This is a genomic window from Cytobacillus sp. FSL R7-0680, from assembly GCF_038009245.1.
GTDB classification, from domain to species: domain Bacteria; phylum Bacillota; class Bacilli; order Bacillales; family Cytobacillaceae; genus Cytobacillus; species Cytobacillus kochii.
Genome location: NZ_JBBPAO010000001.1, coordinates 2,875,830 through 2,891,889, shown reverse-complemented (window position 1 = coordinate 2,891,889; position 16,060 = coordinate 2,875,830). Strand labels below are relative to the sequence as shown.

The window sequence follows — 16,060 nt, the reverse complement described above, 5'->3', positions numbered from 1 at the left end:
CGAAGAAAGCGGGGGATTTATAATGAAGGTTAATCATTTTAACGCGGCAAACCAGGTCAATCCCTACCAACGCCAAGCGAATATGACAAAGCAAGTAGAACAAGCGAAAACGAATCAAGCAGATAAACTCGAAATTTCTTCAAAAGCATTAGAAATGCAAAAAACATCACAATCAGATCCTGCTCGCCAAGCGAAGGTGGAGCAATTAAAAATGCAAGTGGAAAATGGTACGTATCATGTTGATGCGAATGAATTGGCGAAAAGCCTAGTTCAACATTTTCAACAAAAACGCTCTTAAGGAGGGTGTGGTATGTCTGCAGAAGCACTTCTCACTGCGATGGAACGCTTAATATCTTATCATCAAAGCCTTTATGAGCTTGCAGGCCAGAAGACAGATATGATTAAAAAGGGTGATATGGCTGCATTAGATCAGATGCTAAAAGATGAACAAACCCATGTCGCAACAATAAAGAAGCTTGAACAAGCGCGTATCCAGATTGCAGCAAGTCTTGTACCTAGTATCGATAAGCCAACAATAGCAGACTGTATATTAGTACTGGAACAACATGAACAACAAGCTTTACTTGAAAAAAGAGATCAGTTATCATCCGTTATTGACAAATTAAAAGAGAAAAATCAATTGAATCAACAACTGATTTATCACTCCTTACAATATGTGAATTTATCTATGAATCTCGTCAATCCGAAAGCAGCTGCGCAAAATATGAATTATATTCATCCGCAAAAAGCGAAATCTCAAGCTGCAACAGGAATGTTCCAGTCTAAAGTGTAGGATAGAGAAAAGAGAGGAAACGTTATGAAATCTACTTTTATGGGGTTAGAAACGGCGAAGAGAGCCATACATACACAACAAAGTGCACTCTATACAACCGGGCATAATATTGCCAATGCGAATACTGTAGGATATACGAGACAAAGGGTGAACTTTACACAAACAAATGCTTTTCCGTCTGTTGGAATGAATGCGCCATACATGCCAGGACAAATTGGAACGGGTGTTCAGGCAGGATCGGTTCAACGCATACGCGAAGACTATTTGGATGTACAGTACCGTAATGAGCACAATAAATTCGGTTATTGGAATACGAGAAGCAGTGAGCTTTCCCGAATTGAAAGTGTCATGAATGAGCCGTCAGATACTGGCCTTGCGAATACATTAGATCAATTTTGGAATGCTTTGCAAGACTTATCAACTAACCCTGAAGATTCAGGTGCTCGTTCGGTTGTTCGTCAGCGTGGGATTGCCGTGAGTGACACTTTTAATTATTTGGCAGGACAACTGAGCGCTCAGAAAGCAGATGTCGGTGAGCAAATTGATATGAATGTGAAAACAATTAATTCAATCCTCACACAAATTAACCAGATCAATGAGCAAATTGCCAGCGTAGAACCACATGGCTATTTGCCGAATGATTTATATGATAAAAGGGATGTACTTGTTGATCAACTCTCAGGCTTAGTCAACATTAAAGTGAGTGCTACATCAAGTGGTGGGAATGCAAGTAGTCAAGCTGCCGGGAAATATTCGATTGAATTAGTCGATGGGAATGGTAAAAGTGTCGGTACTTTACTCGATGGGAAAAATGATATCGTCCAATCATTGAGTGTCAAAAAAGACCCTGAAACACAAGCTGTTGCTAGTCTGCAAATCGGTAATAAATCGATGGCTGCATCAGATTTTACTTCGAAAGGGAGCTTACTTGCGAATATAGATATGTACGGCAAAATAGATGCCACTGGGAAGGAAACAGGTGTTTATTCTGATATGCTTGCGAATCTGGACTTAATGGCTTTCCGCTTTGCCACGGCCTTTAATGCTGTCCATCAAAGTGGCTGGAGTTTATCTGAAATTGAGAGCGGCGTTAAGAACGGTGTGGACTTCTTTGAAATTGGCGATAATGTAGCAGGGGCAGCAGCCAGTATAAAAGTGTCTGATTCAATCATGAATAATTTAAATCATATTGCCGCTTCCTCAAGTAGTGAGTTATTTACGGGTTCTATTACGAAACATGCGGACAACCCATCGACTGGTAACCCAACGATTCTGGGTGCGTTCAGTGGTATTCAAACATATGATACCCCGCCGATCACGATTAGTGAGGCAAAAATTGAGTTGACTTATGATAATGGTTCATGGAAGTACTCCGCTTATGATTTAGACGGCAACCCAATAGCTGACCATCAAAATCAAGCAGTGAAAGAAAATATGAATCTCTTTGGCCTTAAAATCGATACTAGTACAATCTCTAATTTACAATCTGGTTCTACTTGGTCATTTGAGTTAACAGGTATTGGACAAAATCCTTCGAGTGAAAGTTTTGTTGGCGACGGTTCTAATGCAGTTGCTCTGGCAAATGTAAAAGACATGATGCTCGATTTTAATGGATCAGATACAAATATGATGAGCTTCTACCAAGGGATGATTGGTGAGTTAGGAGTAACTACACAAGAGGCAAATCGAATGACGGAAAATGCTGCTACGCTAGCCGACACGGTCCAATTTAACCGTTCTTCTGTAAGTTCGGTCTCTCTTGATGAAGAAATGTCCAATATGATCATGTTTCAACATGCTTATAGTGCAGCGGCTAGACAAATCACTGCAATAGACGAAATGCTTGATACCATCATTAATGGTATGGGCAGAGTTGGAAGATAAGGAGGTAATGACTGATGCGCGTAACACAATCCATGCTTTCACAAAATTCACTAAAACATATTCAAAACAACTATCAAAAGCTTGGTAAGTTAGAAGAGCAGTTATATACCGGCAAAAAAGTGAATCGCCCGTCTGATGATCCTGTAGCAGCGATGAAAGGGGTCAATTACCGTTCCCAAGTAACGGCTGTATCCCAATATCAACGCAATTTAGGTGAAGTATATAACTGGATGGATAATACGGAATCGGCACTGGATGAAACGAATAAAATTATCCAACGTATCCGTGATCTTACGGTACAGGCTTCCAGTGATTCATATGATGCAGGTCAACGTAAGAACGTGGCTAGTGAAATTGAACAGCTACGAAATCAATTGGAAACGATTGCCAATACTAAAGTGAATAATAAGTATATTTTTAACGGCTCAGATACAACGAATAAGCCAGTGGATTTAAAGAAAATTGATCAAAATGTTGATATTAGCACAATTGATGCGAATAATGCCAAGAATTATGTACTTTTCGATGAGAAGGGTAGTCAGCTTGTTTGGAATGAAGCTTCGAATGCATTTAAAGCTCAAGATGGTACTGAAATCGGATTCCCGTTACCAGATTCTTTTGTAGCGAAAGAAAAAGGGGCGGTTGCTAGCAATGCTGAAGGCGTAAAAATTGAAGTTTCTGCAGGCATTCATCTCGATGTGAATAGTAAGCCGCAAAATGTCTTTTCATTAGATTTATTTAAAGATATTGGCAACTTAATTGATAAGTTGAATTCACCTGATACAACAGCGGATGATTTATCTGGGGAGCTGGATATGATTGATCATCACCATAATAATGTAATCTCTGAAATGGCAGATATCGGTGCTAAATCTAATCGAGTAGAGATGGTTGAAAGTCGTTTAGGGAATCAAGAGATACTTGCCAAAACCATGATGTCTAATAATGAAGATATCGATGCAGAGAAGGTCATTATTGAATTAACATCCCAAGAAGCCCTCCACCGTGCTTCTTTAGCAGTAGGAGCAAGCATTATTCAACCAACATTAATGGACTTTTTACGATAAAAAACGCTGACGACGGTTCATCTCTAGAGATGGGCCGCTCGTCATGTAAAGAGCGGTGAATCTATGCATACACCTTATTTAGAAATAACGACAAAACAGGCGCAACTTGGTATCAATTATTATCAACCTGTGATGAAAATCAAACAGTCGCAAGCAGACGTTTCGATGCATCAGCCACCAGCAAAGCTTACAATTAGTCATGAAGCATCCCGGCTTTTTATTGATCAATCAGAGGCGCGAGCTGATCTGGATAATAAAGGGGCAGGCAGGCGAGTCGCAGAAGCGGCTGAACAGGCAAAGATGACGGCAATTACAGGGATCTCTAGGCGGGTTCGTGAAGGTGATGCGATGATGAAAATTGAAAACGGAGCAGGTGCCATTCCACAAATTGCGAAACAAAATAGTGAGCCCAACCAAAAGACACCAGGGATCGGCTATTTACCGAAAAACCATTTCTGGGTACAAATCGATTATGATCCAGGGAGCGTCGATGTGAACGTAACCCCGCAAACGCCAGCCATTGATGTAAGTATCAATCGACCACAAATCGTTCATGAAAACTGGCAAGCACAAATTTATTTGCAGCAAAAAGAAGCGATTAACTTTGAACTAAGAGATTTTCAAGTGGATCAGCTTATTTAAGGAAGTGTTACGATGAAAATTGAGACAAAATATCAAGGGACAGTGGAAGTGTCAGCAGAGCAACACCTTCATTTTCCGGTAGGCTTGCCAGGGTTTCCAGAAGAACAGCAATATGTGCTTCTTCCCTTTTTAGAAGAACTCCCTTATTTTATTTTACAATCAATCAATACGGCAGAGTTAGCGTTTGTCGTTGTCGACCCGTATGCCTTTTTTGCTGATTACGAATTTCAGCTCAATGAAGCATCGCAACATGCGCTGCAAATTGAACAACCGGAAGACGTAGCTACTTTTGTTATTCTCACATTGAAGGAACCGTTTAAGTCATCAACGGCGAATTTGCAAGGTCCATTGGTGATTAATATGAAAAAACGAATGGGGAAACAGCTTGTCTTAAATGATGCGCGCTACAAGACAAAGCATCCGTTATTCCAGCTGAAGGAGGAGGATGCCTCATGCTCGTACTAACCCGTCGCAAAAACGAATCGATTATCATTAATGAAAACATCGAAATCACGATCGTCGCTGTCGAAGGAGACCAAATCAAACTTGGCATCCAAGCACCAAAAGACATCGACATCTACAGAAAAGAAGTTTACCTACAAATTCAGACAGAAAACAACGAAGCCGCGCAAAACCCTGTTGATTTAATGGCACTATTGAAACATAATACTGAGAAATAAACCGGTTGGAGATATCGGTTTATTTTTTTTATATTTGTCTGAAGATAAACAAAGGAAACAAGAATTCATGTTGGAGTAATGAGAAGGCAATAGAGACAAGTATTTTTTTAATTATTAATTTTTTATAAAAAAGTATTAAACAAACTTTATAGCACTCCGATAATAAATAAGAATAAAGCGACAAGCTTTACTTCAATCCACAAGGATGTGGAAAAATATAACTCATGGAGGAATTCAAATGATTATCAACAATAATATTTCAGCATTAAATACGTATCGTCAATTAGGCGTAAACAACAATGCAAACGCTAAAGCGATGGAGAAATTATCTTCAGGTCTTCGTATTAACCGTGCAGGAGATGACGCAGCAGGTCTTGCAATCTCTGAAAAAATGCGCGCACAAATCCGCGGTTTAGACCAAGCTAGCCGTAACTCTCAAGATGGTATCTCAATGATCCAAACTGCTGAAGGAGCGCTACAAGAATCACAAAACATTCTTCAACGTATGCGTGAGCTTGCTACACAAGCAGCCAATGACTCAAACGTTGGATCTGACCGTGAAGAAATCCAAAAAGAAATCAACCAATTAACTTCAGAAATCAACCGTATCGGTAATACAACAGAATTCAATACACAAAAATTAATCGATGGTGGGAAAGATGGTTCAGAAGCAGTAGCAGCTGTTGCTGGAACAACATCATTTGTTGCAGCTACTGGTGCTGACTCCACTCTAACGATTGATGGTACTGACGTTACTATTGAGGCTGCTGATGATTTAGCTGCAATTGTAGGTAAAATTAATGGAGATGCAGAATTAAGCGCAAAATATACTGCTGCAATTGATCCTGATGATAATACAAAAATATTATTAACACAAAATGCTGGCCAAGAGTCTGCAACAGCAGCAACTGTAGTTGGTGGCACTGATGTTGTTAATACAGCTGGAGCAGAAGGAAAAGCTGCTGGAGCAGGTTCTAGCATTACTTTCCAAATTGGTGCAAACGAAAACCAAAGCATGAGCATCAATATTTCTGATATGAGAGCATCTGCTTTAGGAATCACTACTGCTGATACAACTGATTCTAAATTAGGTGTAACTGACGGGACAAGCTCAACAATTCAAGAATCTGCACTAAGTGTATTAACTCACGAAGATGCAGCTGCAGCGGTTACTAAATTCCAAGAAGCAATTGATAAAGTATCTGCAGAGCGTTCTAAACTAGGTGCTAGTCAAAACCGCCTAGAGCACACAATCTCTAACTTAAACAACTCATCTGAAAACCTTCAAGCAGCTGAATCACGTATCCGTGACGTTGATATGGCGCAAGAAGTAATGGAGATGACTCGTACGAACATTCTTTCTCAAGCTTCTCAAGCGATGCTTGCGCAAGCAAATCAAAAACCACAAGCGGTTCTTCAATTATTAGGTTAATTCGTCGCTTATTGGTATTTTCATCTAAGAAGTCTCAGCTTTGTCTGGGGCTTCTTTTTGTCTTTTTAGGTAAAAAGACCTTGTGTATAAGAAAAAGGTCGCTGTTTTTTCTCTAATAAAAACCGAACTTTAGATTGATAGAGAGCCTTATGGTTGTTTCCGATATAAAGAGAAAATAGGTGATTTCGGTAAGGGGCGAATAGGGATGAGAGTAGAGTCGAATATGAGAATGATGGTGGACTCGCCTTTTGTTATTCAGCAGAAAGAAAAAAGTCAACCTGAAAGAAATTTTACAATAAAAGATAAAGCAAAGGTGTCTGCTCATGACGTACAAAAAGACTTCTTGCAATCAAAGGTGGAGCAGGCAAATAGTCATTTGCAGACGCATTATACTTCGGTACAGTTCCAATTACATGAAAAGCTCGATCGCTATTATGTAGAAGTTGTTGATGCGGATACTAAAGAAGTCGTTCGTGAAATACCACCGAAGGATTTCCTTGATATGATTGCAGAAATGACAGAATTTCAAGGGCTTATGGTGGATCAAAAAGTCTAGAAGCTACTGGCTGATGCTAGTGGCTTTTTATTCGTGAACAGTGGCAATTAGTCATATTTTTACTGTAAACGATAGGACTATAGTCGATATAATAAATAGATAGAGAGAAAAGGGGACGGATGGTCATGGCGAATTTTCGAATAGGTGGTTTAGCATCTGGTTTAGATACAGAATCCTTAATTAATGATTTAATGAGAGTACAGAGAGTGCCGATTGATAAATTGTCACAAAAGAAACAAACGCTCGAATGGCAGCGCGATTCATATAGAGATATTAACTTAAAACTAGCATCATTCCGCGATATGACTTTAAATATGCGCTTGCAATCTTCATTTTTATCAAAAATTACGACTTCTTCTAATAGCAACAAAGTCACAGCAACGGCAGATTCGACAGCAGGGAACGGATCTTATACACTGTCTGCCGTGAGTAGATTGGCGACTTCTGCTACGAATGCGAGTGCGGGAAGAATAACTAGTACAGGTGAAAAACTAGATACAACGAAAAGTCTATATAGCCAAAAGGACATTTTTGAAAATAGTTCATTTGATTGGAAGAGTACCGAACAAAGTATAAACGAAGAAATCACAGTAAAGAAAGCAGGAACCGAATTTTCATTACAAAAGCTTGGTAAGCATAATATAGAACAAATGGATAGTGTTACAGTTGGTACAGACAACTACCAAGTGGTGACGAGCCTAGATGACTTAGATGCTAGTCAAAAGCAAGTGTTTGTAGATGAGAAAACAGGCAAAATGACTTTCAGCCAACAAATTCCCGCCGACAGTAAAATTGAAGTGGAATACAGTATGGTTCAAAAAGATACAATTTCTGTTGGCTCTGCAACAAAAGAAGTGCAACTTTCACAAATAGGGATCACAGAATTTGAGGATAGCATTACTTTTACATGGGACAAAAAAGATGCAGCTGGTAACATCATTAAAGACACGAATGGTGACCCAATAAAAGAAACGAAAACATTTACTGCTGGTACGGATATGAATAATCTAGCAGAAGATCAATTTTATTTAGATAAAGAAACAGGCAAAATCACTTTCGGCTCTGACCTACAAGCAGGTGCAAAAGCGGAAGTGAGTTATGACCACCAATACTTTGAATTCAGTATGTCTACATACAATGAAACAGGTGAAGTGAGCCAAACATTTACTTTCGATGCCCGTGATTCTTTAACGACAGTGATCGATAAAGTGAATAAATCGTCCTTAGGTGTCAATATGTTTTATGACCAACATTCTGATAAAGTAACGATTGCCCGAACGTCAACAGGTGATTTTAATCAAAGTGGCGATGGGAAAGAGATTTCTTTTAATGGTAGTCCGTTTTTAAATAATGTTCTAAAACTTGATAGCAATAATGAAAAAGGTGGAGAAAATGCGAAGTTTACTTTAAATGGTTTAGAAACGGAGAGAACCTCTAATACGTTTACAGTAAACGGTGTTTCTTTTACTTTGAAGGATACATTTGATGCTGTTAATGGCGATTCGCCTGTTACAATCTCAATCAATAACGACACCGATCAAGCCGTAGAAAAAATCAAAGAATTCGTAGAAAAATACAATGAATTAATAGATAATATACAAGGACAGTTATCTGAAGAAAAATATCGTGATTATGCACCGTTAACAAGTGAGCAACGTGAGGCGATGTCTGAGAAGGATATTGAGCTTTGGGAAGAAAAAGCGAAAAGCGGTTTACTTCGTTCAGATCAACAATTAAGTAGTTTACTAAGTAATATGCGGATGAACTTTTATACACCGCTAGAAGGTGCTACGAGTGAATATAACCAGCTGTCAGCTATTGGTATTACCACAACGAAAAATTATTTAGAAGGTGGTAAGCTTGAAATCAATGAAGATAAGCTGAAGGAAGCATTGGAAAATGATGCAGAAGGTGTATTTAATTTGTTTGCAGCAGATGGGGATACACTTGGTGAACAAGGGATTTCTAGACGATTGCGAGATACCGTTACACAATCAATCGATGCGCTTACCTTAAAAGCGGGTAATGGCATGAAGACAAATAGTCAATTTACTATTGGAAAAAATTTAGATGATATCAATAATCGTATAACTGAACTAGAATCGAAATTAGCAGATAAAGAGCAAAGGTATTGGTCACAATTTGCAGCGATGGAGACCCAAATGCAAAAAATGAATGAGCAAATGAATTATATGCTCACACAATTCGGTTATAGCTCGCAATAAGGAGTGAAAAGATGACAACCAACCCGTACCAAAAATATCAACAAACTTCTATTAATACAGCCACACCGGCAGAACTAACGATGATGCTTTACAACGGTTGTTTGAAGTTTATTAGCATTGCCAAGCAAGCAATGGAGCAAGGTGAAGTTGCAAAGCGCAATGAAAATATGCAGAAGGCGCAAAACATCATACAAGAATTTATGGTGACACTCAATCAAGAGGTTGAAATATCTAGTGATCTGCTACGAATCTATGATTATGTGTTGAGAACCTTAGTTGAAGCCAATACACGCAATGATCTAACAGCCTTAAAAGAAGCGGAATCAATGATTATGGATCTTCGTAATACATGGAAAGAAATGATGTTAGCGCAGAAAAAACCCCAAATGGTTAGCAGTGAACAATCATGACAGCGACAACTGATTTGATCGTTTGTACGCGTGAGTTATTGCTTCATTTAAACCAAGGCTTACCTGAACATGAACGAGAAGCTTACATAAAGAAGACGGATGATTTGCTTGATCAACGATTTATTTTAATGAGACAAGTTGATTTTCAGTCAACAGAAGCTCAGAAGATGAAAGACGTGCTATTGAAGCAGGATCGCGCCATTAAACAATTATTAGATCAGCACCAGCAAATCATTAAGGATGATATCAAAAGATTGAAGGTGCAGAAAGTAAAGAGTAAGCAATATGCGAATCCGTATGAAGCTGTTGGGATGAGCGACGGTGTTTTTTATGATAAACGAAATTAGGTGATGAAGTTGAAGGAGGAGCAGTATATTCTCCTAAGAGAGTATTGTTCTGTGTTAAATACACTAGAAGAAAGCTTTACCTATATTGTAGATAGCTTCACAGATTTAGATAAAGACGATGGTGATGCGCTTCTTTTTGAGGTTATTGATTCTTTTCCACAAATCAAAGCAGTGAACGAGCAATTACTGCATTTGTTTAAGGAAAACAGTGAAATGGTTCATATTATGCATGTGTTTGAAAAGGTGCAGGAACAAGCTGATCGACTGGAGCAAACCATCGGTAACGCGCCAGAAAAACAAGAAATATTACGTGAGCAATTTTTCCCTTTGTTTGCAGCTTGGCACCGAATGATAGACTATGAATTGCAACCTTATTTATTTTCTTAATTACGTTAAAAAGGTTTTAGCAGGACTTTTTACGGGTAACATAGAAATATAGAGTATAGTCTTATTTAAAGACTAGCTGATAAGGATTAGCTGAAGAAGGACAGGCTAAATCATCCTTATGACTCTTATAAAGAGAAGGAGGAGTTCACTTATGAATTTTAACATTCGGGGTGAAAACATTGAGGTAACTCCAGCAATCAGAGACTACGTCGAGAAGAAAATTATGAAGTTGGAAAGATATTTTACTGAAACTCCTAATGTAAATGTAAACGTAAACCTGAAAACCAATAATGATAAAACGTCAAAAGTTGAAGTAACGATTCCGATGACGAATCTTGTACTTCGAGCAGAAGAGGCTCATGCTGATATGTATGCAGCCATCGACTTAATCAACGACAAGTTGGAGAGACAGATTCGTAAACATAAAACGAAAGTCAATCGAAAATTCCGCGAAAAAGGCGGCATTAACGAATTATTCGCTACTTTTGAGGAGCCTGAAGAACACCCAGAAGAAGACAATGACTTAGAGGTCGTTCGCCAAAAGCACTTTGACCTTAAGCCAATGGACAGTGAAGAGGCCATTTTACAAATGAACATGCTCGGCCATAGCTTCTTCGTCTTCACCAACGCAGCCACAAGCTTAACAAACGTTGTATACAAACGAAAAGATGGGCGCTACGGACTCATCGAAGCGCAATAATATAAAAGGAAGCAGGTAGGTGCTATGGCGCTGCCTGCTTTTTTCATGTGCGAAAGAAGTTTATACCACAGAAGATAAATACTAGCAGAACATTAATATGTCTTCCCTTCGTAAGTCATGCAAGTATTCATATAGCTCCCATTATTAAGATACGTTCTCTAATTTGAGCTCGCCATTCTTTTAGTAGTTCTTTTGTTTGTTCGTATTCCTTTGCTTCAATGGATAGGTAAAGTGCTTCATTATAATGAGCACCAGAAAAAATCCGTTTTTCTGGGTAAAGCAAGTAACTGGCCATAGAACCAATGATGATTTTGTCCATATGCTGATCCATAATTTGAAGCATGATTTGGTTTTGTCCAGCAGCTATGATTTGTCTTATGAATTGTAATGAGTGAGTCGCATAAGAGAAATAACGATCGTTCTCTTTATCTAGTAGTTGTTGCTCTAAATGTTCATTTAAAAGTGATAAATTAAATGAATAAAGCGGATTTGTTTCTACCTTTTCAAGCGCATACATTTGATGGGTGAAAATGACTTCGAACATATCTAGTATCTCTTTAGATGATACTTCCTTCACCATCACACCTCTATTTTTTAAGGAGATCACTAACCCTTCTAGTTCAAGTTTAGCAATCGCATTAGAGATGGGTGTTCGACTCATAGCTAATTCCTCTGATAATTTATATATGGATAGTAGGCTTCCCGGTAGGTATTCGCAAGTAAGAATTTTCGTTCGAATGGTGTGATAAGCGGTATCTATTAAAGATTTTGTCATTGTCCTAATTCCTCTCTGTCTAAATCCATTAATTGAACATCCTATGATTATACAATTATAGCGATGATTTCCTAATAATACATCATGTAACCTTTGAATTTACACTAAATTTAAAAAATTCACCAAACTCATAAAATGATTCATGTTAGATTAACATCTTATTAACATGCTAGTTGTATACTTCAGTTGTATTTAAATAAAGGAGGACAACTGGATGCATGTTATAGATCAAAAAAAGCTTGGGACGCAACATTATTTTAAAGAAGATTTTTCTAAGAATGGTAAGAGACCTTGGTTTGGAGACATGTCCACTCACCTTGAAAATGATTTTTCGTTTGCAGTTGTTGGTGATCGCTGTGGGATTACAACACCAGGCATTTTTGAGAAAGGTTTGCAGGTGGTAAAAGGCCTTAATCCTGATTTTGTCCTTTCAGTAGGTGATTTCATTGAAGGTTATTGGGATCAAGAGGAAGCGGCCCATGGAGAGTGGGACTATATTGATCAGTTAATTAAAGAGGTAGACATCCCATTTTATTTAACAGTTGGTAACCATGACTATGGAAATGACACTATGGTTAAAGTTTGGCGTGAGCGAAAAGGTTTTGAGTATTACGCTTTTCGATTAAATGATTATTTATTTTTAGTGCTGAATACAGAGGAAAATCCTTTAGGTATGCCTGAATCTTTTGTAAAGAGTTTTAGGGATATTACCAATCAAGTAGTTGAAAATCCAGCAAAAGCTAGAGGGTACATTGAAGAATTCTTCGGACAAATGACTGAAGGGGCTTCGGAGGAAGATATTGAGAAGGGTAACTTACCTCATATTTCAGATGAGCAATTACAGTTTTTTGCTGAAGTGTTACATGAAAATAATGATGTGAAACATACTTTTGTATTTATGCATAAGCCAGCTTGGAAAACGAAGGATCCTAAGTTCAGCCAATTTGAGAATATGCTTGAATCAAGAATGTATACGATGTTTGCAGGACACCTTCATCAATTGGAAGTAACGAAAAAAAATAACAGAAATTATATTCAAATGGGTCGTACGGGTGCATGTTGGCACGGTGATAGTGTTGGATCGATCGATCATATTCTTTTTGTAACAGTAAAAAATGGCGAAGTTGGTTTTCAAGTTATCGAACTAGATGGTGTCAGTGATTTGGAAAAGTATGAGGTGAATCAATGACAACAACTGGACTTTATTCACAAACTGTTCCCCTAAAAGGGGCTCTGAATTTTCGTGATATGGGAGGGCTCGTTACCGTAGATGGTCGAAAAGTACGAAGCGGCATCATATATAGAGCGGGAGATTTAAGTGGATTAACGACAGATGATATTGCTCAACTGTCTAAACAAAAGATTAAATATATATTTGACTATCGTAGAGAAGATGAAGCAAATGAAAAACCTGATCCGGAAATTGGTAGTGCCAAGCTTTTACGAGTACCGGTAATCGCTGAGGATAATATCGCCGAGCAAGTATCGAAAGTAAAGAAAAAAGAAGATGTATTCAAACACTATACTAAAGAAACATTTTTAACACTCTATTCTACTTTTCCGGTTCGAAATGCTTCTTACCAAGCTTTGATGAATTTATTAAAAGAACCAGAGAAAAACTTGCCGCTAATCCATCATTGTGCTGGAGGAAGGGATCGAACAGGTATAGGCGCTATGATTATTTTACTTACACTCGGTGTGCCATTTTCAACTGTGATGGAAGATTACCTTTATTCTAATGTTGCTTTAGCCACCTTTCATGAGCAAATGTTTCTGCAGGCAGAAGCAGCACTTGTGGAAGAGGAGTTCTTGCAATTAAAAGCAGCCTTTTTATTGCAAGAAGAATATTTACTTGCAACTAAATCTGCTATAGAAGAAATATACGGCGATTTTGACACTTATTTGTACCTAGAGTTTGGAATAACAAATGAAATAAGGAAAAAAATAAAAGATTTCTGCTTGCAAGAGTAATTTTCTAAAGGGGGAAATGAACATGGATAAATTAAGGTTTGCTCATTTATCAGATACACATATTCTAAGAGAATATAAAGGCAGTTTAATTGAAACATTAACAGGTGTTGACAATAACCCAACTGAAACGTTGAAAGGAATACTACAAGCAATCACACAAGATGAAAAAGCGCCAGATTTCATTTTAATTAGTGGGGACCTTGTTCACGAAGGGACAGTTGAAGATTATGCTTTCTTAGCTAAATTACTAGAAGATCATATCATAGATATTCCTTATTATTTAGCTTTAGGGAATCATGATGTGACAGAAGCTTACTGGGAAGGTATAGGCAACGTAAAAGGAGAGAAGCGGGACTTATTTTACGAAGCAATTATTCAAGGCTATCGCCTAATCGTACTAGATTCTAGCTATGATCATAGTGGAAAAGGTGTAGTGAGTGAGGAACAACTACAATGGTTAAAGGAGACATTAGCTCAGCCTGCCCCTAATGGTTCGATTGTTGTTGTCCATCATCCATTGGAAGCTGGACATGTGGTCGATGGCCATAGCTTATCGAATTCAGCAGAGGTATTGGCTATTATAAAAAATACCGATGTCAAACTAGTTCTTAGTGGTCATACTCATCAGAATAAAGTAACTACCTATGAAAATATTCTATTATCTACTGCGGGAGGAACTTCTTTTAGTATGGAAATTGGTCAAGAATTAGCTTCGTTTAATAATCGTACGGGCTATAGCATATGTACATTAGGCGAAAATGGTGCAAGTGTAGAACATGTTAGGTACCCAGATAAGTTTGATACATTTTTATCAGTAGAATTGAAGCAGATGCTTCAGCATTCTTAAGTGAAGGGGGAGAGGTAAATGGTTAAATTAAAAAGTAAGAGGCTCTTTATTATGCTCACTCTATTGTTAGGTATCGCTTCAGTGTTAAGTGCTTGTAGCTCTTCTGACGCTTCAACCGTCTCACAGGAAATGGGAGAATTAGACCCAGAGAACCCTACAAAGATAACTTTTTATTCTTATAGTTTAGCTGCTCCAACAATGAAAGAGGGGATGGAACATCTAATTAATGAGTTCAATGACACAATTGGAAAAGAAAAGGGTGTCATTGTTGAAGGGGTTGCTGATGCCTCTTATCAACAGTTTAAGGCAGATATTGCGGCTGGAAAAGCGGTTGATATTGTTCAACATACTTTTTCAACATTAGATAATTCAAGAGAAACTCTCGGATTCCAAGCTTATGAAGATGTGTTTCCAGCAGAAGAATTAAACAATCATTTCAATGGCATTTCAGATAATGCATTGAGTTTAGGGAAAATTGATGGAAAGACATATGGGTTGGCATTTACATTTAGCACACCGATTGTTTTTATGAATGGAAAATTATTCGAAGAAGCAGGCTTAGATCCAACAAAGCCACCACAAACGTGGGATGAGATTAAGGAATATTCACTTAAAATAAATGAAGCGACAGGCAAAGATGGCTTTGCGTTAGCACCGGATAATGGTTGGACAACTGAAGGTGTGATATTAAGTAATGGAGGCAAAGTACTTTCTGATGATCGTAAGGAAGCGCAATTCGCAAATCAAGAAAGTATTGAAGCGATTGAAATGTGGAAGGATCTCTATCAAAACGGTGCCCATGCAGTTGGGAGTGATACGGAGTTACCCGAGCAATTTATGGCTGGTAATCTAGGAATGTACATTACTTCTACTGCATTGCATAGCGGATTTAAAAATGCTTCCGAAGCAGGTGGCTGGGAACTTTACGGCGCTGGTTTACCATCATTCGGAAACAATCCGTCTGTACCAGTGAACTCTGGAAGTGTTTTAGCTGTTAGACCAGATAATGATGTGAAAAAGGCAGCGGTGTGGGAGTTTATTAAATATGTTACTGGTAATGAAGGCTATACAATCATAACTTCTGAGGTAGGCTATTTACCGCTCAGAACAGAGTTAGCTGATGATCCCAATTATTTAAAAGGATTTATTGACGAAAATCCATTATATAAAATCAACTTGGAGCAATTGAAAAACATCCAACCAGCAGTAATTTGGCCAGCGGAATATGCAACTGAAATGTCCAATATATTTAGAGATGCGATTGTTCAATCGGTTTCAACGGATGCAGATGTAGAAAAAACTTTAAAAGCAGCAGAAGAAGAAATTAACCAATTAATACAATAG

Annotated in this window: 19 protein-coding genes; 18 read left to right on the top strand and 1 reads right to left on the bottom strand. The window is 38.1% G+C overall.

The window, feature by feature from the left end; all coding sequences use genetic code 11:
* The first annotated feature begins 22 nt into the window (after positions 1-22).
* The 14 genes from flgM (at position 23) to hpf (ending at position 11,123) form a co-directional block, all read left to right on the top strand.
* Complete coding sequence (gene flgM / locus MKY26_RS14475; RefSeq protein WP_095371825.1) at positions 23-298, top strand: flagellar biosynthesis anti-sigma factor FlgM; 276 nt, start codon at positions 23-25, stop codon at positions 296-298.
* A 12-nt stretch (positions 299-310) separates the two neighbouring features.
* Positions 311-793, top strand: a complete 483-nt coding sequence (locus MKY26_RS14470; protein WP_341097916.1) for a flagellar protein FlgN — start codon at positions 311-313, stop codon at positions 791-793.
* A gap of 24 nt (positions 794-817) precedes the next feature.
* The gene (flgK, locus tag MKY26_RS14465; protein ID WP_341097915.1) at positions 818-2,677 is read left to right on the top strand and encodes a flagellar hook-associated protein FlgK; all 1,860 of its coding nucleotides are present in this window, start codon (positions 818-820) and stop codon (positions 2,675-2,677) included.
* A 14-nt stretch (positions 2,678-2,691) separates the two neighbouring features.
* Positions 2,692-3,744, top strand: coding sequence for a flagellar hook-associated protein FlgL (gene flgL, locus MKY26_RS14460; protein ID WP_341097914.1), 1,053 nt, complete (start codon positions 2,692-2,694; stop codon positions 3,742-3,744).
* A 63-nt stretch (positions 3,745-3,807) separates the two neighbouring features.
* The gene (locus MKY26_RS14455; RefSeq protein WP_341097912.1) at positions 3,808-4,386 is read left to right on the top strand and encodes a DUF6470 family protein; all 579 of its coding nucleotides are present in this window, start codon (positions 3,808-3,810) and stop codon (positions 4,384-4,386) included.
* A gap of 12 nt (positions 4,387-4,398) precedes the next feature.
* A complete protein-coding gene (gene fliW, locus MKY26_RS14450) occupies positions 4,399-4,851 on the top strand; it encodes a flagellar assembly protein FliW (RefSeq protein ID WP_251162133.1) in 453 nt (150 codons plus the stop codon).
* Entirely contained in the window at positions 4,839-5,066 is a 228-nt protein-coding gene (csrA, locus tag MKY26_RS14445; RefSeq protein ID WP_251162132.1) for a carbon storage regulator CsrA, read from the top strand. The genes fliW and csrA overlap by 13 nt, the downstream gene beginning before the upstream one ends.
* Before the next feature lie 238 nt (positions 5,067-5,304).
* On the top strand, positions 5,305-6,498 hold the full coding sequence (locus tag MKY26_RS14440) for a flagellin N-terminal helical domain-containing protein (protein ID WP_307319400.1): 1,194 nt from the start codon (positions 5,305-5,307) through the stop codon (positions 6,496-6,498).
* Positions 6,499-6,703: 205 nt separating this feature from the next.
* Complete coding sequence (locus MKY26_RS14435; protein WP_095371833.1) at positions 6,704-7,054, top strand: flagellar protein FlaG; 351 nt, start codon at positions 6,704-6,706, stop codon at positions 7,052-7,054.
* A 125-nt stretch (positions 7,055-7,179) separates the two neighbouring features.
* Positions 7,180-9,279 carry a flagellar filament capping protein FliD gene (gene fliD, locus MKY26_RS14430; protein WP_341097909.1) on the top strand — a complete coding sequence of 700 codons (2,100 nt, stop codon included), beginning with the start codon at positions 7,180-7,182 and terminating at the stop codon, positions 9,277-9,279.
* Between the two features lie 11 nt (positions 9,280-9,290).
* Positions 9,291-9,689 (top strand): flagellar export chaperone FliS, encoded by a 399-nt coding sequence (fliS, locus tag MKY26_RS14425; protein WP_341097906.1) that lies wholly within the window; start codon positions 9,291-9,293, stop codon positions 9,687-9,689.
* The gene (locus MKY26_RS14420; RefSeq protein WP_251162128.1) at positions 9,686-10,036 is read left to right on the top strand and encodes a hypothetical protein; all 351 of its coding nucleotides are present in this window, start codon (positions 9,686-9,688) and stop codon (positions 10,034-10,036) included. The genes fliS and MKY26_RS14420 overlap by 4 nt, the downstream gene beginning before the upstream one ends.
* A gap of 9 nt (positions 10,037-10,045) precedes the next feature.
* Positions 10,046-10,423 (top strand): hypothetical protein, encoded by a 378-nt coding sequence (locus MKY26_RS14415; RefSeq protein ID WP_180316929.1) that lies wholly within the window; start codon positions 10,046-10,048, stop codon positions 10,421-10,423.
* A gap of 151 nt (positions 10,424-10,574) precedes the next feature.
* Entirely contained in the window at positions 10,575-11,123 is a 549-nt protein-coding gene (hpf, locus tag MKY26_RS14410; protein ID WP_095371838.1) for a ribosome hibernation-promoting factor, HPF/YfiA family, read from the top strand.
* Between the two features lie 127 nt (positions 11,124-11,250).
* Here hpf and MKY26_RS14405 read toward each other — a convergent pair whose 3' ends face one another.
* Positions 11,251-11,898 (bottom strand): GntR family transcriptional regulator, encoded by a 648-nt coding sequence (locus MKY26_RS14405; RefSeq protein ID WP_095371839.1) that lies wholly within the window; start codon positions 11,896-11,898, stop codon positions 11,251-11,253.
* Between the two features lie 214 nt (positions 11,899-12,112).
* Between MKY26_RS14405 and MKY26_RS14400 the strand changes: the two genes are divergently transcribed.
* From MKY26_RS14400 to MKY26_RS14385, 4 genes are read left to right on the top strand one after another with little or no spacing between them, the layout of a single operon-like run.
* Complete coding sequence (locus MKY26_RS14400) at positions 12,113-13,087, top strand: metallophosphoesterase family protein (RefSeq protein WP_328198148.1); 975 nt, start codon at positions 12,113-12,115, stop codon at positions 13,085-13,087.
* Positions 13,084-13,869, top strand: a complete 786-nt coding sequence (locus MKY26_RS14395; protein ID WP_095371841.1) for a tyrosine-protein phosphatase — start codon at positions 13,084-13,086, stop codon at positions 13,867-13,869. Before MKY26_RS14400 ends, MKY26_RS14395 begins: the two co-directional genes overlap by 4 nt.
* 22 nt (positions 13,870-13,891) lie before the next feature.
* Complete coding sequence (locus MKY26_RS14390; RefSeq protein WP_341097904.1) at positions 13,892-14,716, top strand: metallophosphoesterase family protein; 825 nt, start codon at positions 13,892-13,894, stop codon at positions 14,714-14,716.
* Between the two features lie 18 nt (positions 14,717-14,734).
* Positions 14,735-16,060, top strand: a complete 1,326-nt coding sequence (locus MKY26_RS14385) for an ABC transporter substrate-binding protein (RefSeq protein ID WP_341097901.1) — start codon at positions 14,735-14,737, stop codon at positions 16,058-16,060.